At 37.8% G+C, this 20,666-nt stretch carries 18 protein-coding genes; 9 read left to right on the forward strand and 9 right to left on the reverse strand.

Annotated elements, in window-relative coordinates:
• Window positions 1-301: 301 nt before the first annotated feature.
• From H4J75_RS05320 to H4J75_RS05330, 3 genes are all read right to left on the reverse strand, one after another.
• Window positions 302-997, reverse strand: a complete 696-nt coding sequence (locus tag H4J75_RS05320) for a pseudouridine synthase (RefSeq protein ID WP_182215698.1) — start codon at window positions 995-997, stop codon at window positions 302-304.
• Between the two features lie 243 nt (window positions 998-1,240).
• Window positions 1,241-2,122 (reverse strand): U32 family peptidase, encoded by an 882-nt coding sequence (locus H4J75_RS05325; RefSeq protein ID WP_182221558.1) that lies wholly within the window; start codon window positions 2,120-2,122, stop codon window positions 1,241-1,243.
• Between the two features lie 134 nt (window positions 2,123-2,256).
• Window positions 2,257-3,252 (reverse strand): peptidase U32 family protein, encoded by a 996-nt coding sequence (locus tag H4J75_RS05330; protein ID WP_182215694.1) that lies wholly within the window; start codon window positions 3,250-3,252, stop codon window positions 2,257-2,259.
• 289 nt (window positions 3,253-3,541) lie between these two features.
• Here H4J75_RS05330 and H4J75_RS05335 point away from each other — a divergent pair, with 289 nt between their 5' ends.
• From H4J75_RS05335 to H4J75_RS05355, 5 genes are all read left to right on the forward strand, one after another.
• Complete coding sequence (locus tag H4J75_RS05335; RefSeq protein WP_182221559.1) at window positions 3,542-4,012, forward strand: SCP2 domain-containing protein; 471 nt, start codon at window positions 3,542-3,544, stop codon at window positions 4,010-4,012.
• A 174-nt stretch (window positions 4,013-4,186) separates the two neighbouring features.
• Window positions 4,187-4,822 carry a LysE family translocator gene (locus tag H4J75_RS05340; protein WP_182221560.1) on the forward strand — a complete coding sequence of 212 codons (636 nt, stop codon included), beginning with the start codon at window positions 4,187-4,189 and terminating at the stop codon, window positions 4,820-4,822.
• A 24-nt stretch (window positions 4,823-4,846) separates the two neighbouring features.
• Window positions 4,847-5,155 (forward strand): DUF962 domain-containing protein, encoded by a 309-nt coding sequence (locus H4J75_RS05345; RefSeq protein WP_182221561.1) that lies wholly within the window; start codon window positions 4,847-4,849, stop codon window positions 5,153-5,155.
• A gap of 407 nt (window positions 5,156-5,562) precedes the next feature.
• Window positions 5,563-6,021 (forward strand): hypothetical protein, encoded by a 459-nt coding sequence (locus H4J75_RS05350; protein WP_182221562.1) that lies wholly within the window; start codon window positions 5,563-5,565, stop codon window positions 6,019-6,021.
• A gap of 1 nt (window position 6,022) precedes the next feature.
• Window positions 6,023-6,238 (forward strand): helix-turn-helix transcriptional regulator, encoded by a 216-nt coding sequence (locus tag H4J75_RS05355; protein ID WP_182221563.1) that lies wholly within the window; start codon window positions 6,023-6,025, stop codon window positions 6,236-6,238.
• A 25-nt stretch (window positions 6,239-6,263) separates the two neighbouring features.
• On the opposite strand, the gene H4J75_RS05360 is transcribed toward H4J75_RS05355, so the two are convergent.
• Complete coding sequence (locus tag H4J75_RS05360; protein WP_182221564.1) at window positions 6,264-9,131, reverse strand: response regulator; 2,868 nt, start codon at window positions 9,129-9,131, stop codon at window positions 6,264-6,266.
• A 99-nt stretch (window positions 9,132-9,230) separates the two neighbouring features.
• Complete coding sequence (locus H4J75_RS05365) at window positions 9,231-10,064, reverse strand: ion transporter (RefSeq protein WP_182215682.1); 834 nt, start codon at window positions 10,062-10,064, stop codon at window positions 9,231-9,233.
• Between the two features lie 338 nt (window positions 10,065-10,402).
• Between H4J75_RS05365 and H4J75_RS05370 the strand changes: the two genes are divergently transcribed.
• A complete protein-coding gene (locus tag H4J75_RS05370; RefSeq protein WP_182215680.1) occupies window positions 10,403-11,740 on the forward strand; it encodes a sodium-dependent transporter in 1,338 nt (445 codons plus the stop codon).
• Window positions 11,741-11,988: 248 nt separating this feature from the next.
• Here the strand turns inward: H4J75_RS05370 and H4J75_RS05375 are convergent, their stop codons facing one another.
• The 4 genes from H4J75_RS05375 to H4J75_RS05390 form a co-directional block, all read right to left on the reverse strand.
• The gene (locus H4J75_RS05375) at window positions 11,989-13,188 is read right to left on the reverse strand and encodes a diguanylate cyclase (protein ID WP_259366326.1); all 1,200 of its coding nucleotides are present in this window, start codon (window positions 13,186-13,188) and stop codon (window positions 11,989-11,991) included.
• A gap of 50 nt (window positions 13,189-13,238) precedes the next feature.
• Window positions 13,239-14,591, reverse strand: coding sequence for a DNA recombination protein RmuC (locus H4J75_RS05380; protein ID WP_259366327.1), 1,353 nt, complete (start codon window positions 14,589-14,591; stop codon window positions 13,239-13,241).
• 225 nt (window positions 14,592-14,816) lie between these two features.
• A complete protein-coding gene (locus H4J75_RS05385; protein WP_070374026.1) occupies window positions 14,817-15,035 on the reverse strand; it encodes a TIGR02922 family protein in 219 nt (72 codons plus the stop codon).
• Between the two features lie 129 nt (window positions 15,036-15,164).
• On the reverse strand, window positions 15,165-16,688 hold the full coding sequence (locus H4J75_RS05390) for a fumarate hydratase (RefSeq protein WP_182215677.1): 1,524 nt from the start codon (window positions 16,686-16,688) through the stop codon (window positions 15,165-15,167).
• A gap of 169 nt (window positions 16,689-16,857) precedes the next feature.
• On the opposite strand from H4J75_RS05390, the gene pabB reads away from it, so the two are divergent.
• From pabB to H4J75_RS05405, 3 genes are all read left to right on the forward strand, one after another.
• Window positions 16,858-18,279 carry an aminodeoxychorismate synthase component I gene (pabB, locus tag H4J75_RS05395; protein ID WP_182221565.1) on the forward strand — a complete coding sequence of 474 codons (1,422 nt, stop codon included), beginning with the start codon at window positions 16,858-16,860 and terminating at the stop codon, window positions 18,277-18,279.
• Window positions 18,280-18,318: 39 nt separating this feature from the next.
• A complete protein-coding gene (locus tag H4J75_RS05400; protein WP_182215674.1) occupies window positions 18,319-18,888 on the forward strand; it encodes a CoA pyrophosphatase in 570 nt (189 codons plus the stop codon).
• A 132-nt stretch (window positions 18,889-19,020) separates the two neighbouring features.
• The gene (locus H4J75_RS05405; protein ID WP_182215672.1) at window positions 19,021-20,412 is read left to right on the forward strand and encodes an L-serine ammonia-lyase; all 1,392 of its coding nucleotides are present in this window, start codon (window positions 19,021-19,023) and stop codon (window positions 20,410-20,412) included.
• Window positions 20,413-20,666 lie beyond the last annotated feature (254 nt).

Below are 20,666 nucleotides of genomic sequence, written 5' to 3' on the forward strand. Positions count from 1 at the left end.
TTGATTACTGAGTTTCTGTATCACTAGTGGTAGTGGCTAAATCAGCTTTTTATGTCCCAATAAACATTAAGCCAAGATAAGCCACTGTTTTACATAAAGATATAAAAATCAGTTGCAGCCCTGATAGATAATTAATATGGACAACGCTCAAAAAACGCCTAGATATCTTATTGCATTCTTATACTGTAAAATTTCCGGTGATGGCTATTTGGCTGACTTTTTCTTCATTTGAGATAGCTTTGTTACTCGAGGCAAAGACAAAGATAACAGTCAGTGAGGGTCACAACACCAAAGTAGCCAACTAAAAGCTATTTACCTCGGCATCCGTTAAGTAGCGCCACATGCCTAATTCAACATCTAAGTTAATTTCGCCGATTTGCTGGCGATGTAAACCAATCACTTTATTGCCAACAGCAGCAAACATTCGCTTAACTTGATGGTACTTACCTTCGGTGATGGTCAGTAATACTTCTTTTTCATTGAGTATTTCTAATTTAGCCGGCAGAGTCAGTTGATCTTCTCCTTGTAACTGTAAGCCAGCTGTAAAGCGCTCAATTAGCTCCGCTGACTTTTCAGATAATATTGCATTACGTAAATTAACGCGGTAAACCTTGGCGCAGTTTTTTTTGGGTGAAATAATATTATGCGACCAACGGCCATCATCGGTAACTAATACTAAACCTGTGGTATCTGCATCTAAACGTCCAGCAATGTGAAGATCAAACACTTTATCCACTTCAATATAATTGAGTAAAGACGGATAAACTTCATCGATATTACTGCAAATAGTATCTAAGGGTTTATGCATCATGATATAACGAGAGGTGCGCGCCGTGAGCGCTTCACCGTTAACAGTAACGCTGTTATTTTCATGCACTTGTGTTGCTGCGTTCTTAATCACCTCACCATTAACTAGAACATCCCCCATTTTTAGCAGTTTCTTCGCTTCACTTCGGGTCAGTTCAGTGCTCTTACATATAAATTTATCAATACGCATGGTTAATTAGGTCAGTGTTTAGTCATTATAAGTATCGCTATTATCCTTCATAGCCAGTAAGAATCAACAAAGAAAAATAAAAAGCCAGTAAGCGAAATCAATTTAACTGATTTTAAAAAGCACTTGTCAGGTTAATAAATCAATATTGCTTTTTTATAAGCTTAAAAAGTGAGCTCAACTCATTAAACACTTACCCTTTTTTATCAGTATTGAAGGTTACGATTTACAGCATAAGATCAGATATCATGCTAACGACATGCCTGCAATTTTATGCCAGTAACCATTACATTCTTCAACACCATTTAGTGGATAATGTTTAGCTTGATTAAGCTGTTCTCTAAAGGTAGATATTTTAGTAAAGGCGTTCACACTGTCTGCACTTATACGGACAATATCGACGCCTATTTCCGCCATATTCGGTACTTCATTAATTAAGTTATATTGATAGCCCGACATTGTTTGTATGCCATTTAGTACAAAAACACGTTCACCTTCACGACTGTTCATTTTCCTGCCTAATGGGTATTTAATACAACAGAGCTCGCAATTGTCTTTAGCTTTGTCTTCAGAACGAGCGGTAAAACAACGAGCAGAATAAGCCAATGGCATATAACCCCAAGCAAAGACTTCACACTCAAATTGTGAACGAACATTATCTTCCTCTGCCTGTAGTAATAATGTTTTTAGCCAATCACCTGATAACTCAACAGGCATAACCCAACGACTCATCCCTTGCTTAATTAAGACTTTCAATGTTGATAAGTTATAACAATTGATTGCTGGACCCACAACAAATGGCATTTTCAACTGATGCATAATTTGTACAGCGCTAAGGTCATTCGCTTCAATAAGCAGGTCGCCATTATCACAAAGTTTTCGCATGGTTTGGATTTCAGCAGGTGACTCAAGTAGGGTCATGGTTGATAGAACGATTTCTTTATCAAGGTCACACGCCAAGTCTTTTGCTAAGCCAATCCAATCTTTGGCACGCAACTGGCGGCGTTTAGAGCAGACTGTTTCACCTAAATAAATAATATCCGCTGCGCTATCTTTAGCTTGTTGATAATAAGCTTCAACTTCAGCTTTGGGCCAAAAAAACTGACTAGGTCCAAGAGAAAATTTCATAGTATTTCCAATTTTTATTATGCTGTTTAAAATAAGGCTATCGTGCAAAGTAAGTTCGTTTAACTGCCGTCATTAATACCTATGCAAATAATGGCAAGCTACGAGCATGGATAAACAAATATTTAGCGTTTACCTTATTGCCATTTACGATGGTAAGCGCCAAGTGTCGTCTGCGTGCCTTCTGAAAGGTTCGCTAAGGTGTTCATCCACGCACCTTCAACAGCAAAATTGTCTGGGTTTTGTTTAAATCGGTCAATGGCACTACGCCATGTTTTAGTAACCTGTTCAACATATGCAGGGCTTCGCTGTCGTCCTTCAATTTTAACTGAAGCGATCCCCATTTTACTGAGATCAGGAATAAGCGCTAAAGTGTTCAAACTGGTTGGCTCTTCAAGCGCATGATAAATATTATTATCAACCTCAAAACGTCCTTTACACAATGTTGGATATCCTGCTTTTTCATTGGGTTGATAACGGTCTATTAGCACACCATTTAAACGACTCTCTAAACCTTTTGTTGTTTCTTGCCAGCGAACATATTTTGCTGGTGAGCAAGCGCCCGCAGTATTTGGTGACTCACCCGTCATATAAGAAGACAAATAGCAGCGCCCTTCCGACATAATACATAAGCTACCAAAAGCAAAGACTTCAAGCTTTACCGGGCTTATTTTTGCTAATTGTCTAACTTGCCCAATCGAGAGTACGCGTGGCAAGACCACGCGTTCAACGGCGAAGTTATTGGCAAAAAAGTTTATTGCTTCAATGTTAGTGGTTGAGGCTTGCACAGAAACATGACGTTCAACATCAGGGTACTTATTCGCAGCATAATCAAGCACGCCCAAATCGGCGATAATCAAAGCATCCGTTCCAATAGCCACGGCGTTATCAACAGCTTTTCGCCATCGATGTTCACCGCCAGCATGAGCAAAAGTATTAATGGCAACGTGTAATTTTTTACCATGACGATGTACATAATCAGCAGCTTTTTCAAGCTTGCCATCATTAAAGTTTAATCCAGCAAAATGACGGGCATTGGTATCATCTTTCATCCCAATATAAACGGCATCAGCGCCATTATCTATGGCAGTTTTAAGTGCAGGCAGGTTACCTGCTGGGCATAAGAGTTCCATAAGGTAGACAATATAATTAATAAGAATAAATGTACGCGAAGTGTAGCGCTAAAAAATTTGTACTTTTTTGACCTGAAATAACTTCTTTGTTTTTAATGCTGTTTGATAATATTTGTCCCTAAACTTGATCTACCCCCAAATAATAAATAAACAATTAGGTAAACTTCTCTTATGACTCCTTTTAAATGTTGCCTCAATTTTGCTTAATATTACTGAATGTTCAAACTTACTTAGCGCTGTAAATATTAAAAGAATCCCGCTAGCCTTTAGGGCTACTGTAGTTACTTTAGTGCCTAAAATATTAAAACCAACGTTAGGTGTCGTACCTTACAGCCTTCAAAAAAAGTTATTGTTGACCGCACTACAATCGGTATTTAAAGAAGCCTTAGCCGACAATGACTTCGCGTTTTTAGAAGATAAATGGCTACATATTTCAGTAACCGACTTGGCATTAAATTGGTTACTCAGCTGTAACAACGGTCAATTAATTATGACCGAAGATAACCAAAGACAAACAGCTGACGTAAGCTTTTCAGCCAGTAGTGATGACTTACTATTAATTGCTGGGCGTAAAGAGGATCCCGATACCTTATTCTTTCAACGACGATTAAAAATTGTCGGTGACACTGAGCTAGGGCTTGAAATAAAAAATTTGATTGATGCGCTTGATCTTGAACATTTGCCCAGTATCGTTCATAACGTGGTTAATTGCCTTGCTATTATTGTCCAACAGACAAAGCAAGAAAGTGATTTAATATAAAGACAAAAACCTCACGTCAATGCCGAATACTCAAATACTGATCCAAGATTAACTTTAAAGATACGGGTAAGTTTTTTCAGAAACTAAATAAACCTTAGTTACTCGGCAATTCATTACTTGCTGAACACGTCAAAGAACATTAAAGTTTCACTAATCATATCAATGAGAAACACTATGGAACTTTTACAAGGTTTACTGTTAATTAGTTCAATTCATTTATTAGCTGCCGCTTCACCTGGGCCTGATTTTTTTTTGGTGTCTCAACAAACACTAAGCCATGGCAAAAAAGCCGGTTTTATGTGCAGTATTGGCATTGCACTCGGTTTATCGATACACATAATTTATTCTGCTTTAGGCTTAGCTGCTGTTATCGCTAACTCAGCAACAACGCTATGGGTAATTAAGATCTTGGGGGGCTGTTACTTATTATATTTAGGTATTCAGGGACTCCGTGCAAAAGCCTCGACACAAATCAGTAACAAAGCGGATTCAAAACCCTCGATGAAACGTTCATCTCTCAAAAATATTGGTGTTGGTTTTCTATGTAATGCTTTAAACCCAAAAGCACCGATTTATTTTGTCGCGCTTTTTACCGTGGTACTTTCTCCTGATTTACCGTTATTACACTTAGTTATTTATGGACTTTGGATGATGGCTATTCAACTCGCTTGGTTTTCGTCTGTGGTCGTTTTGCTATCTCAGCCAATAATAAACGAAAAATTTCAACGTTTGGGTCATTGGATAGACCGAATTTTAGGCGGAGCAATGATACTTATTGGCTTAAAAATATTGACCAGTAAAATTAATTAACATCACTGACGAGAGGAATAACTGATGTCGGTAAAAAAATACCAGACCTTTAGCGAGTTTTATCCATTTTATTTAAGCCAACACCAAAATATTATCTGTCGACGCTTACATTTTATCGGTTCGTCGTTAATAATATTACTGATTATTTATTGTATTAGCTATGCGCTATGGCAAGGCTTATGGTTTATTCCCGTGATAGGTTATGGATTTGCTTGGCTGGGACATGTTTTCTTTGAAAAAAACAAACCTGCCACATTTACCTATCCTTTCTATAGTTTACTCGGCGACTGGGTGATGTTTAAGGATATGTTGACAAGAAAAATTAAATTTTAACTGAATTAAGGCATAACGATAAACACTTGCATTCAAAAAAAGCGATAACAAAACCTTAACAATCAGTTAAAACAGCGACTTAGCTATTTTAACTTTAATGTCTACTCCATATTAACCAAGAGTGAAATAGCCAATAACACTAATAACCTGCCTTTTATCGATATTGAACGAGAAGGCAGAAAGTTTTTTGAATGCACTTTATTATATCGCTAACTACCCTATTATAATTATCAAAAAATTAAATTAAGATCCGCTAAGATCACTGCTGCCCTTCTCTGTATATAACAAAATGTAAAATAAACCAATCATGATGTAAAAGATATTTGACACTGGGTGTATTAAATCTTATGCTAACTCATGTCAAATATAGTAGACACAGTGTCAAAATTATCAACCTAGGAAAGCTTATGTCTTACAGAGAAACCAGTATTTTAGTATCACTTTTAATTACCCTCGGTATTTGGAGCAATTATGCATTGGGTGTCGTCAATTTATATCAGCGGCAATTATTCTCGGTAGAGGCTATGTATGGCTTATTGTTTACTGCAGTAATTTATACGATTTTTTTAGAAGTTGTTTTACAAACTATTCTCGCTATTTTTAAGTATAGAGAAGCAAATGATAAAAGTGATGAGCGTGATAAAATAATTTCAAGGCGGGCAAACTCATATGCTTATAAGATATTGTCCTTGGGTGTTTTCTGTGTGACCTTCTATATTCTATTTCCCGCACTATCCAAATTTACTTTTTCAATGCCTGGTTTAGCTAAAGAGTATGAAATTATGCATTTAATTATTGCCTTTTCTTTGCTTGCCGAAATTGTTTGTTCGTCAGTTAAATTAGTTTCTTATCGTCGAGGCTATTAATATGGCTAAAGTTATTACCAATAACATTAGAAAATTGCGCTTTGAACATCAAGAAATGACTCAGCAAAAACTTGCTGATAGCGTTTCAGTCTCTAGGCAAACCATAGTAGCCATTGAAAAAGGAAAATACTCTCCCTCTTTAGAAGTTGCTTTTAAAATTGCAGATATATTTGAACAACCGATAAACCAAGTGTTTATATATCAAGAGCAGCGTTAGCGGATGAAGACTAAGTGGAATAATCCTACCAAAGCACTTGGTCTATTTCATTAAGTAGGTTTTGCGCCGCTTCACTGATCAGCTGAGAAGAGCCAGTTTTAATATGTTTTTCTAATTTTATCGCACTCATTGAAACCAGTGAAAAACCAAACATTTGTGCGGCGCCAGCAATACGATGAGCCAATTCAGCAAGCTTCTCTAATTCATTATTTTTAATATGAAGAATGATATCTTGCTGCTCTAACACTAAATTCGATTTAAATTCTGTCACTAAATCGGACATATCTACGCTTGAAATGGCTTGTTCAGCTGCGCTTTCATCCATTTGTTCACCAAAATATTTAGCTATGGTCGCAATAAATAATTTTCGCTCAATAGGCTTTTTTAAATGTCCATCGAAACCAAGCGCTAAATATTTGTCGACTTCATGAGACATGGCATTGGCAGTTAATGCGACTATGGGGCTAGCGCATCCTTTTTGTCGCAATACTTTAAAAGCCTCAATACCATCCATTTCTGGCATTTGTATATCCATAAGAATGAGTTTAGGTTTGTTTTTTAAACAAAGCTCAACTGCTTCTCGACCATTTTTAGCTGACAATACCTCTAAGCCTAGCGATGTTAATAAACGAGCGATTAATCGGCGATTATCATCATGGTCATCGGCCAGTAATACTTGCCCTTCAAACTTAATATCACTAGCATCTGCAGTGAATGCAGAGGCGATAATTTTAGTGGGAGGAAACTCGGCTAATTGAATCGATTCGAGTTGCTTGCAAGGTAAGACTAAAGTAAAAGTACTGCCCTTATTTAGCGTACTGATAACGGTGATTTTTCCTGACATTAATTTGGCCAATTGCTCTGATAGACATAGACCTAAACCTGATCCACCAAATCGTCGGCTAATGCTGCTGTCGCCTTGAGTAAAGCTGCTAAAGACTTCCTGCAATTGTGTTTCACTCATACCAATACCGGTATCGCTAACCGCAATAGTTAACGCGGCGTTTTTGACCGATATATCAAGAGTAACTGAGCCCTTACTGGTAAATTTAATGGCATTGGAGCATAAGTTAATTAAGATTTGTTTTAAGCGAAAGCCATCAATGGTCAGCATAAACTTGTTTGGCAAGGTGTGTACTATCTGAAATTGTAATCCTTTGACTGTCGCTGATTTAATAAAAATATTAGCAATGTCATGCAAAATAACGTGTAAGTCTTGCTCGACAAGTTCTAACTCTAACTTATTGGCCTCAACGCGACTTAAATCTAAAATATTATTAATAAGCTCTAATAAATGTAAACTATTACCGTGAATTATTTTAACTTCTTTTTGCAGGTAACTTTCATCAACATCACCATTTATTATTGCCTCTGCTTGGCCAATAATTGACGTTAAAGGGGTCCTTATTTCATGGCTCATATTGGCAAGAAATTGACTTTTAATGGCATTAGCTTTGACCAACTCACTGGTTAGAAGCTCTAGCTCTTGAGTACGGTTTTTAACTCGCTCAGATAACTTTAATTTGGCGCGTCTTTCAACATTTCGGTTGAAAATAAATAAGGCCAAAACAATGATAAAACAAGCGGCTACTAAGCTAAAATTACGTTGTTGATCGGCTTGCTCTGTCTCTAATGCCTGAAGTTGCTCATTTTGCTTGAGCTGGCTAACTTCTTGTCTTAATTTGTTAGATTCAAAGTCTGACAATTGACTATTGAGCTGATTGTTCGCTATTTTTCTTGTTCTTTTAATATATTTTTGATGTGTTTCAAAGGCCGCACTTTGCTTGTTTTGTGCCGAATAAATCAACGCCAGCAGCGCCATATTATTCGTCATTTGTTCTTCATGACCAGATTTTTTAGCTATTTCATCAGAGAGCTGTAAGCTTTCATAGGCTTTTTCAACATAGCCCAACGAAAAATCTGCTTGCGCTAGACTATACAAGCCACCCGCATAAGCGGTGTTATGATTTGAAGCTTTAGCCAAGTTTATCGCTTGTGTTGCATACTTAATTGCATTTATTGGCTGGTTCATCATATTATAAAGACCGGCAATATTATGACTAAAAGCCGCTAAATAATAGTCGTTCTTAGATTGTTCAAAATACGCTATTGCCTGTGACAGAAATTTAAGAGATTGCTGATACTCTCCTGAATATTTATAAACAGTGCCCAATTCTCCCTTGGCTTTAGCTAAGGTGAGCTTGTCATCGACAAAAGCAAGCTGTGCAATAACATCGAGATAGAGTTCAATCGCGATATCGTATCTTTTTAAAGTTAAATATAAACCGGCAATGTTATAACGCACATCTATTTTATCTTGCTTAGTACCCAATTTATTGTAGATGCTTTCGGCTAGTTGAAAATTGACTAAGGTTTTACTGGAATTACCCAGATTAATATAAGCCAAGGCAATATTATTGTATATCCCAGCCAATGTAAGCGGCTCAGGTGAGTTTATATAATAACTTAATGCGGTTTGAGAAGCGGCTACAGACTCTGGATAATCACCAATTAAATAGTGATATATACCGATCATTTTATTAGCATTAGCGGCTATTTTTTTAAAGTTATTTTCAGTGGCAATTAATTGTATTCGTTGAGCGCTAGCTAATCCTAATCGAAGCTCGGTTAACTGATAGTAACGTTTTTGTTGAATATCTAAGATGTCAATAATTTGCTTGGGAATTAAAGCTGAGCGCGTTAATAATAAAATTGAGTAATCAACCGCTTCCTGATCATCTTCAATTTTTTTAAGAATTTCAATTTCTTGTGATATCTTTTGCTCATCACTGAGCAGGGTATTTTGATCAGCGGCAAGCGCCGCAGACGAAAAAAATGAAGCTTGAACAATAATAACGATAAAAAAGTAGAAAATTCGCTTGAAAGCAATCATTAAGAACAACCAAAACACTTGAATTAAATATGATTTTTATTTTATACCATCTTATTTAATTAAATCCCACAAGTGTTCGGTTATCTATAAAAATTAATCTCAGCGATGGTTGAGTTTTTCTTTGAGTAAAGTCTTAATTTCGGCAAGCTCACGCTCAAGGTTTTCAATTTGTGCTCGGCTCGCCGGCTCTCCACCTTCACCTGATTCGCCATGTTGTTCGGCGCGATAAATTTCATTTTCTTTGCCCATAACTTCTAGAATAGTACCGACCATCATGTTTAAAAAGATAAAAGCCGTTAAGAAAATAAAGGTCAGGTAAAAAATCCAGCTAAGCGGATAAATCGCCATCGTTTCATACATCACATCGGTCCAATCTTCAAAAGTGGCTATACGAAAAAGGGTCAACATCGATATTGAAACATCGCCCCAAAGCTCTTTATTAATATTATTAAAAACCATACTGCCAACTGCAGCATAAATATAAAAAATAACAAACATGAGTAAGGCGATATAGCCCATACGAGGAATAGCTTTGAGCAGCGAATTAATCAGCAGGCGTAATTCAGGTACCATAGAAACTAGACGTAACACCCGAAACACTCTCAACAGCCGTGCTAATAAGACACCTGAGCCACCTGTTGGTATTAAACTACCAATAACAATTAAGGTATCAAAAATATTCCAACCACTTTTGAAGAAATTCTTTTTATCTTGAAAGGCCATAAAACGTATTGATAATTCGATGACAAAAAATACCGTGATAACACTGTCTAAAAAAACCAATATTCTTAATGCTTGCGGGGGCAAGTTATGGGTTTTTGCGCCAATAAGTAATGCTGACATAATAATAACGGCAATAATTGACCATTGAAAAAACGGGCTAGCGTCAATTTTTTTTAGCCGTTCTTGGACACGCACCACATAGGAATTCATAAATAAAGTTCTCTCAAAATAACATTCAACCGTGTTAACGCCGACAAACGGGTTATTACAACGTTCTTATTAAAATAAACGTAGCTTCGGGGGATAATGTCCAAGCTTATCTTGATAACTTTAACAACACCCACACTTTTCATACGTATTTATAATGACATTAATTTAACTTCAACCTATATAGGGGTAATATTTTTGAAAGCAAGTTTATCAGCCATTAGTTGCTAGGTTTACAGTGTTTATATTTTATCAGAAACAAATTTTTAAAAAACCGTTGCTATATGATCTGAACTCGGTAAGCTCATCACCAAATAAAAATAATTTGCATTCAATACTATATGACACACACTAGAGATTCTTTTCATTCCCGTATCGGGTTTGTCTTGGCCGCTGCAGGATCAGCCATTGGTTTAGGCAATATTTGGGGATTTCCAACCCAAGCCGCTAATAATGGCGGTGGTGCTTTTTTATTCGTCTATTTACTCGTGACACTTTTACTCGCCCTCCCCGCTTTGTATGCAGAAATATATATTGGTAACCAGGCGCAAAAAAATCCGGTAGCCGCATTAAAAGAGGCCTGTAAAGACACTTGGCCCAATGTAGGTAAGTATGCCGGCATAATAGGCCTATGTGGCGCTATAATGATGTTAAGCTTTTACACTATCGTCGCTGGTTGGATGTTAGCGCATGCTCTATCAGCATTTACTGAGCTGTTAGGCCTAACTAATATTTCACAGTGGTTAGCCACATCAAGCACCGAACGTAATTTATTATTTACGCCACTTTTTATCTTACTCGGCGCCGCCATTATACATCAGGGCGTTAATGCCGGTATTGAAAAATGGTCAGGGCGTTTAATGCCGTTATTGTTAGTGATGCTAATTGGTTTAATCATTTATATTTTACGCCAACCCGGTGCAGAAAAAGGCTTAGCGTTATATTTAATTCCTGACTTTTCACAGGTGACTAACCCTAAACTCATCATATCAGCAATGGGACAAGCCTTCTTTTCATTGTCTATTGGCGTAGGCGGTATGATGGTGTACGGCTCGTACATGCAAAAAGGTAAAGATATCGGTAAATTAGCCATCTCTATCACCGCACTTGATACTTTTATCGCTTTTATGGCCGGTCTGTTAATCATACCGGCACTTTTTGTTGCTCAAGAAGCCGGAGTTGAAGTTTTCAGTAATAACGAGTTGATTGGTGAAGGACAGTTAATCTTTAAGATATTACCTGAGCTGTTCAATTCAATGGGTAATGTCGGCTTGATTGTCTCAAGCTGTTTCTTCTTGTTGTTATCCATTGCGGCATTAACTTCAACTATTTCTTCAACTGAAGTACCTGTCTCTTATTTAATGGAAGACAAAAGCTTTACTCGTTCAAAAGCGACATGGCTAGTCTCCTTCGTGGTGCTTTGTGCCAGCATGTTGTTAATTGCTTTTTTTGACGAATTATTTGGTTTAGTGATTCGAGCATTAACAACCATATTGCAGCCATTAAGTTGTTTATTCTACTTTATTGTGGTCGGTTGGTTATGGAATAGAGGTAATAAATTACGTGATAAAGCGCTACAAGAAGGCAGGAAGTGGCTACCCATTTGGGGAAATTACCTTCGTTTTGTCTGCCCACTATTGTTAAGTGTGGTTTTTGTTAACGTTGCGATATTAAATTAAGCGTTAATAACTGGCTTACCCAGCATTATTACAGCCTTTTAACATCAGCCCCTGAAGCAAGTTCAGGGGAGCCGGTACTTTGTGCTCGGTGGCGATTAATAATATCACGGGTCACGTTAACGTCAATAAACAATGCAAGGCTTGCTCAATAATGATGCTTTGCATGAGCGTGGTTCACCTTGCTTGTGAACGATGATTTTTGCTGGTCCAGTCTTATACTTGCAAACAATCATCATATTTAGCCCGCTTTAAACACTAACGTTGTTTCGCCCTTTGTTCTTAGCTTTGTATAACGCTTGATCCGCGCACTTTAACGCTTGTTCAAAGCTTTGTTTACTTTCCCGTACTGCAACGCCAATTGAAATAGTGACATTGACCGTTTTAAACTCACTATTTTTGCTTACTTTTTTAGCGTTTCGTTGTTGTTTTGTTTTTCTTTGTGGCTGACGAATGACAATTTTATAGGTTTCAATAGCTTGACGTACCGCTTCTAACTCAGTTAAGGCTTGCTCAATAGTTTTACCAGTAAATACGATGGTAAACTCTTCTCCGCCATAGCGAAATGCTTTCCCTCCCCCTTTAACGTTGCCAATTTTTTTTGCCACTAGTTTTAATACTTGGTCGCCAATATCATGGCCATAGGTATCATTAAACTTTTTAAAATGATCAATGTCTAGCATAGCAAGGGTGTAGTTTCGTCCAAGTGATAAGGCTAACTGATTGAGCGCCCGACGCGATGGTAAGCCCGTTAAGTCATCTCGATAGGCAAGAAAATAAGCGTCGACAACAATGACTAACACGAAATACAAACTGAGTAATGCCAGCGTTAAACTTAGCGGTAGCTCAATTAATTGATATTGATAACATAGCCAAAACAGTAAAGAAAGCGCAACCGCTGAAGTCACTAAATCCGCTTTAATCACTGCTCGCCAAACAATAACCATAGTGCATAAAGCTAGTGGTAACTCTAAACGAATAACCTTACTAAAGCCTGCAATATGGGGAAAGGTTTGTACAAAAATAATAATTGGCTCACTCATCGTTAACCAAGCATAACTAATGATAGCCACTAAGGCGATAGCGACTAATCGATAAAGACCATGAATTGAGATAACGCCACGGTCTTTTATCAAAGACAATAAAAGTAAAACACTACAGCCAAATAACGTTAACCAATCACCCTGCTGCAGTAACCAAGTTGACCAAGGCGGTGAAAAAGTAATACTGGCGTAATATAAAAGCCACAATAATGATAAGTAGGCTAACCTGCTACGATTAAAATAACTGGCAAAGACGATCACAACAGCCAAGAACACCACTAATAATTGTTCGACAATCACTACTTGCTTTAGCCAAAAAGCTTGGCTTTTCATCATCAAAAAATAAACTAAGGCAACTGTGCCTAAACTAATAAACAGAGTTTTTAGTCCTTTAATTCTTTGCAACAAGATTAACTCCTTAGATTAAGTTATCGCTAAAGGGTAGAGAAGCAATCAGGTTAAACAACAGGTAGAGCTTGCTCATTATCTATTTTACTGTCTGTACCAGTGGGCTTTTCATCACTTTCATTTTTCAACTCAACCTGTTCAATTTTATCAAAGCGTGACGATATTTTATCTGCAGAGGTATGGATTTGTTTTACGTCACTCGCCGCTTGGTCTATGTGCTTTGCTAAATTGGCAAAACGAGATTTAAAACGACTAAAGTCCTGAGATAAGTGTGAGAGATGCGCTTGAATAACATGTATTTGCTTACGGGTTGCTTCATCTTTTAGTACCGAGCGTGACGTTGTTAATATAGCCATTAACGTGGTTGGCGATGCCAGCCATACTCGTTTTTTATTGGCGTAATCAACTAAGTCACCTTGATGTGCATGAATTTCAGCAAAGATAGCTTCTGCAGGAATAAACATTATAGCGCCGTCGGCGGTTTCTTTTTCAATTAAGTATTTAGAACTAATATCGTTAATATGTTTTTTTATGTCGAGTTTAAACTGACGCTCTGCCGATTTTCGGTCATGTTCCCCTAATTGGTTATCCAGCATTTTCTTATAGTTTTCTAAAGGGAACTTGGAGTCAATAACGACATTACCGGTTGGCTCAGGTAAAAATAAAATACAATCAGCAATTTTTCCATTTGATAAAGTGTGCTGTAAAGAAAAATTTTGCTCGGGGATCACGTTGCGAATTAAACTGTTAAGCTGAACTTCGCCAAAAGCCCCCCGCGAACGCTTATCACTTAATACTTCTTGTAAGCTGACGACGTTTGAGGAAAGTTCCGTTATCTTCTTTTGCGCGTCATCAATCAAGGCAAGGCGTTGCAAAATATCATTAAAGGTTTTTGTTGTTTTCTCAAACCCTTCCGCTAAACGTTTCTCTACTTGCCCGCTAATTTCTTTCAAGCGGTTATCGGTAGAGACGGTTAATCCATCAATACGTTTAGCCATTTGCTCACTCGATGCTTGCAATGACTTCGTTAACTCTTCGCGGCTAATGTGCGTCACTCGATTTAGGTGTTCAACAAGTTGATCAACCGATTTTAGCTGATTCTGATTAAAAACGACTTGGTGCTCGTGTAATGCGCGGTGTAACTTTTCACTACTTGCATGTAAACTCGATGACTGCTTCTCACCTTGCTCAGCATGTTGATACAACAGCTTAATTTTAAAGTCAGAGATTTGTTGTTCAAAATAAGTCTTTAACTCAACTTGTTGGTTTGCCAATTGTTGATGATTAAAGCTAGTTTGCTGCTGTTGTTGCTGTTGATATTTATTTGAGACTTCACTATCAACGGTTAATTTTTCAAACAATAGCTGTAACTTTTCATGTTGCAAAGACAACTGTAGTGACATTTTTTTTATTTTAAAAAATACTATAAAACTGATTAAAAAACACAATACCAATAGAATAACGCTAAACAGCATAAAAATTTCGGTAGGGATTTTCTCTAAAAAAACAAGGAGTTCATCGATAGGCATAAAGTCACATCAGTAACACTGTAAATATTATCAGTATTAAACCATAGAAATATACTCAGGTTAAGTTTATTCTAAGCTTGTTCATTAACAAGTCCATATTTAATAATCATTGATAAGATGAATGCGATCGCCAACTTTATTAAGAATGGTTATTTCTCCATCACACACAGCAACAATCGATTTATCTTCTTTAAATTTTTCCGGAATAATGACCCGCCCACTGGCATTTTCTGCAAATTGTCCAACAAAGTGCATTAACTCAAGTGAATCTTCAATATAATAAATAATAGTAACAGTGCGCAGGTTAGTGTTAGTCATAGTTAATGTTTTCAAAACTTAATTTTATTAATGTTCTTTTAGTATAGACAAAATTTTCAACTTATTATCGTCAATAAAAAAGCGCCCTAAGGCGCTTGTTTTAAAATTATTTGCTTACACAAGCATCAATTAATTTTTTGATTTGGCATCTTGCACTTCAATCTTAGCTTTCCAAATAGCAGGACCCGTGACATGAGCCGACTCTCCTTGGCTATCAACAGCTACAGTGACTGGCATATCTTCAACTTCGAATTCGTAAATAGCTTCCATCCCCATATCTTCAAAAGCAACAACTCTTGCTTTTTTAATAGCTTTTGATACTAAGTATGCAGCACCACCGACGGCCATTAGATAAACTGACTTATGGTTTTTGATGGTTTCAACGGTCTCGGCACCACGTTCAGCCTTGCCGATAGTGCCAAGTAACCCTGTTTCAGAGAGCATCATTTCTGTAAATTTATCCATGCGTGTTGCTGTCGTTGGGCCAGCTGGGCCAACTGCTTCATCGCCAATAGCATCGACAGGACCTACGTAGTAAATAAACTTGTCAGTAAAGTCTACTGGTAACTTTTCGCCCTTGGCTAGCATATCTTGAATACGTTTATGAGCAGCATCACGTCCGGTTAAGATAGTCCCGCTCAATAATACAGTTTCACCGGTTTTCCAGCTACTGATATCAGATTTTTTCAAGGTATCAACATTAACACGACGTACGTTTTCACCGACTTCCCAAGTTATTTCTGGCCAATCTTCTAATTTTGGTGGTGTTAAGTTAGCCGGACCAGAACCATCTAAGTGAAAATGAACATGACGCGTTGCCGCACAATTGGGTATCATCACCACAGGTTTTGATGCAGCGTGGGTTGGTGCTGACATAATTTTAATGTCTACAACCGTCGTTAAACCGCCAAGACCTTGTGCGCCAATACCTAATTTATTAACACGCTCGAAAATTTCTAGACGCAGCTTTTCTTCGGCTGTTTCAGCACCACGGTCAATAAGGTCTTGAATATCTACCGGTTCCATTAAACTTTCTTTGGCAAGTACCCCTGCTTTTTCTGCTGTTCCGCCGATACCTATGCCTAACATTCCCGGTGGACACCAACCTGCGCCCATTGATGGTAGTGTTTTAACTACCCAGTCAGCGATTGAATCACTAGGATTTAACATCACCATTTTAGATTTGTTTTCACTACCACCGCCTTTCGCTGCGATCATGATATCGACGCCACCACCGGCAACCATATCGATATGAACAACAGATGGTGTATTATCTTTAGTATTAATACGCGCGCCAGCGGGGTCTTTTACAATAGAAGCGCGCAATGGGTTGTCTGGATTTAAGTAAGCTCTGCGAGTACCTTCATCAACCATTTGCTGAACTGTTAAGTCAGTTTTGTCCCACTGAACATCCATACCCACTTTAACAAAGCAAGTCACTATGCCGGTATCTTGACAAATAGGACGCTGGCCATGGGCTGACATTCTAGAATTAATTAAGATCTGAGCAATAGCGTCTTTAGCTGCGCTACTTTCTTCTTTATGATAGGCTTTTTCAAGCGCTTGAATAAAGTCTAAAGGGTGATAATAAGAAATGTACTGTAATGCATCGGCAATACTTTCAATTAAATCTTGTTGTTTAATGATAGTCATGAGGGTCTCTTTTTATGCAGATCGACAGATGTAGTTCAACGGCATTTACTTACTTACCTGAAATTATAGATAAACTAGGGAAGCTGAAAATGGTTGAAAGTTATAAATTTGCAGATATCATACCCTTCTTGTTAACGAGCTTCCACAATATTATCGAGTAAAACCTGTCATGTTCACTATTTCTGCCCAGCATTTTACTGTAGAAAAATCTATCGATGTAAAAGCTTTATTTTCAGCTTTTAGTCATCAACCTTGGGCGATGTGGCTTGACTCTTGTGGTGAACAACAGTCACCTGCCCACGTTGATAGCAACTTTGATATTCTGGTTTGGCAACCCGAAATTACGCTAACTACTCGCGGCGATCAAACTGAAGTACGCTGGTTAAAAGAAGACAAAAAGCAAATCAGTCATCAAAATCCATTAACGCTGTTAAAAGAAATTCAACAACAATGCTTCAACAACATAACCGTTGCCACCAGCCACTTACCTTTTAATGGCGGCAGTGTCGGTTACTTTTCTTACGATTTAGGCAGACGTTTTGAGAACTTGCCTCATCAAACAACGCAAGATATAGATTTAGCCGACATGTCGATAGGGCTTTATTTTCAGGCATTAATCTTTGATCACCAAGCTCAACAGTTTTGGTTGGTTTGCCCACAACCACAACGAGAAAGCCTAACAAAAGCAATAAATCAGCAGTTAGCTTTGATAAAGAAAGCCACACAAGTAAAAGAAAAGTTTTCATTAATGACCGACTGGCAGTCGAATATGAGTAAAGCGCGTTATGATGAAAAATTTAAGCGCATACAAGACTACTTATTGTCTGGAGATTGCTACCAAATTAATTTAGCACAACGCTTTAGTGCTCAGTATCAAGGTGATGAATTCGAAGCTTATTGCGCGTTACGTGATAAAAATAAAGCACCGTTTTCTGCTTTTTTACGTTTTGAAAAAGCCAGTATTCTCAGTATTTCTCCTGAACGATTTTTACAAAAATCAGGCCGTAAAGTACAAAGTAAGCCGATAAAAGGCACTAAACCACGAAGTGATGATGCCGTCATAGACCAACAAAACTCAGTTGATTTACAGCACTCAGAAAAAGACCGTGCCGAAAACTTAATGATTGTTGATTTACTGAGAAATGATATCAGTAAAGTCTGTATTGCTGGCTCGGTAAAAGTTCCTAAGTTGTTTAATATTGAAAGTTTTCCTGCCGTTCATCACTTAGTCAGCACCGTTGAAGGTGAGTTAGCACAACCTTATCAAGCGACTGATTTATTAGCGGCTTCATTTCCTGGCGGTTCAATTACTGGCGCTCCAAAAATAAGAGCCATGGAAATAATTGATGAATTAGAGCCTCATCAGCGAAGTATTTATTGTGGTTCTATTGGTTATATTTCTGCTTGTGGCAATATGGACACTAGCATTACTATACGTACCCTACTGTGCGAAAAAAATAACGCGACCAAAGCGAGTATCATTTATTGCTGGGCCGGTGGTGGCGTAGTAGCTGATTCAAAAGTTGACGCTGAATATCAAGAAACCTTTGATAAAGTAAACAAAATATTACCTGTGTTATCAGCGCTTTAACTTATTGTAGTTTTGGCTTTCGCCATTGATGGATTTATAATGAACAAGCATGATTTTTTACAAAACTTTCAATTTTCAACACTTGATGTTTCCCTCCATCAATACCAGCACCTTGGCGCACTAAAACCTGCAGCCGTGTTAATCGCGCTAATAGAAGAGAATAAACAACTCTCTGTTGTGTTAACAAAACGTGCTAGTCATTTAAAACATCATCCTGGGCAAATCAGTTTTCCCGGTGGAAAAATGGAAGACTTTGATACAAGCTTTATTAGCACCGCCATAAGAGAAGCTGAAGAAGAGATTGGTTTAAATAGTAACAACATTAATATTGTTGGCCAATTACTTCCTTATGAAACAATCAGTGGTTATGTGGTTACGCCCATCATTGCTTTTATTGATAAAAAACAAAATTATGTGATCGATAAAAATGAAGTTGCTGAAATATTTCAGGTGCCATTACAACATTTTCTAGATTTTAATAATCACTACATGGTGACCATTGAGCGTCATCGCAAACCCTTTTCAATTCACTTTATGCCTTTCGAGCACCATAATATATGGGGCGCAACCGCGGTAATGCTGAAAGATTTGGCAATTCAATTATCTTGAACCTTTAAGTTTTTAGTTAATATCAACTATAATTAAACTATTATTGTTTTTCATGATGGTAGCTTTCAGTTACAATTACCGAAGATAATTCCATCTTTTGATAATTTTATCAAAATAAATTCAGGTTTTAGTATGATTAGTGTATTTGATATGTTTTCTATTGGCATTGGCCCGTCAAGTTCTCACACTGTAGGTCCAATGAAAGCAGCGAAATTGTTTGTTGAACAACTTAAAGATGAGCATAAATTAACCCAAACAACACGGGTGAAATGTGAACTTTTTGGTTCGTTAGGGCAAACAGGTATTGGCCATGGTACCGGCAAAGCGGTAATTTTAGGTCTGTCTGGCGAAAATCCAGATACGATTGCCGTCGACGCTATTGATTCAATTCTAGAAGCCGTAGTGGCTAGCCAAAAAATTTCGCTTAATGGCGAGCACTTAGTATCATTCCCTAAAAATGATGCAATTATTTATCATCGCCGTAAAACGTTACCTGCTCATTCAAATGCCATGACTATTTTTGCCTTTGAAGATATCCCAGGAAAAGAAAGTACGTTATTACTAGAGCAAACATATTATTCAATCGGTGGCGGTTTTATTGTTAACGCCCGCGACTTTGAAAAAGAAAAAGATAAAGCATTATCTCTGCACAACAATATCAAACGTCCTCATTATTTCTCATCAGCGACTGAGCTTATCAACGAAGCTAATGAGAAAAATCTCAGGATCAGTACCATCATGATGAATAATGAGAAGTGCTTAGCCGATGAAGCCACTGTTAGGGCTAAACTAGTTAATATCTGGCAAGCAATGAAAGATTGTGTTGACCGTGGTATTAAAACCGAAGGTATTTTACCCGGTGGCTTAAAAGTTGCGCGCAGAGCCCCTGCCCTTTATAAAGCATTATCAGTTGAAAATAACAACGATCCGCTTATAGCGATGGACTGGGTTAACTTATTTGCTCTTGCAGTTAATGAAGAAAATGCCGCAGGTAGTCGTGTTGTAACGGCGCCAACCAATGGTGCAGCCGGTATTATACCTGCCGTATTGTGCTACTACGATAAGTTTGTTAGACCTGTTGATGAAGATACCTGTGTACGCTATTTATTAACTGCCGCAGCCATTGGTATTTTATATAAAACTAACGCGTCAATTTCTGGTGCTGAAGTGGGCTGTCAAGGTGAGGTTGGCGTAGCTTGTTCTATGGCAGCTGGCGCATTAACTGAAATTATGGGTGGTTCGCCAAGTAAAGTAGAAAACGCGGCAGAAATCGGTATGGAGCACAATTTAGGGTTAACCTGTGATCCTGTTGGTGGCTTAGTTCAAGTTCCTTGTATCGAACGTAACGCTATGGGCTCGGTAAAAGCGATCAACGCATCGCGTTTAGCTTTGCGCGGCACCGGTAATCAAAAAGTCCCGCTGGATAAAGTGATTAAAACCATGTGGGAAACCGGCAACGATATGAAAACCAAATATAAAGAAACTTCTCGTGGCGGCTTAGCGGTCAACATAACTGAATGTTAAGACGTTTTTAATCCCAAAGCTGCAACGGACAAAGGGTTAATGGCTGAACATTTGTCGTTCCTTGCTATCGCCGTGCAGCGAAACACTTATGCTTTGAAATACAGGATGTCTGAGAAAGGCCATCCTGAACATTCGTTGTTCCTTGCCATACTTTACATAATTGGCATCACGACATACCGTTCATCCTGAACATTCGTCGTTCCTTGCCATCCATGGCATCACGACATACCGTTCATCCTGAACATAAAAAAGCG

The sequence above is a fragment of the Colwellia sp. BRX10-1 genome, from assembly GCF_014077545.1.
GTDB lineage: Bacteria > Pseudomonadota > Gammaproteobacteria > Enterobacterales > Alteromonadaceae > Colwellia_A.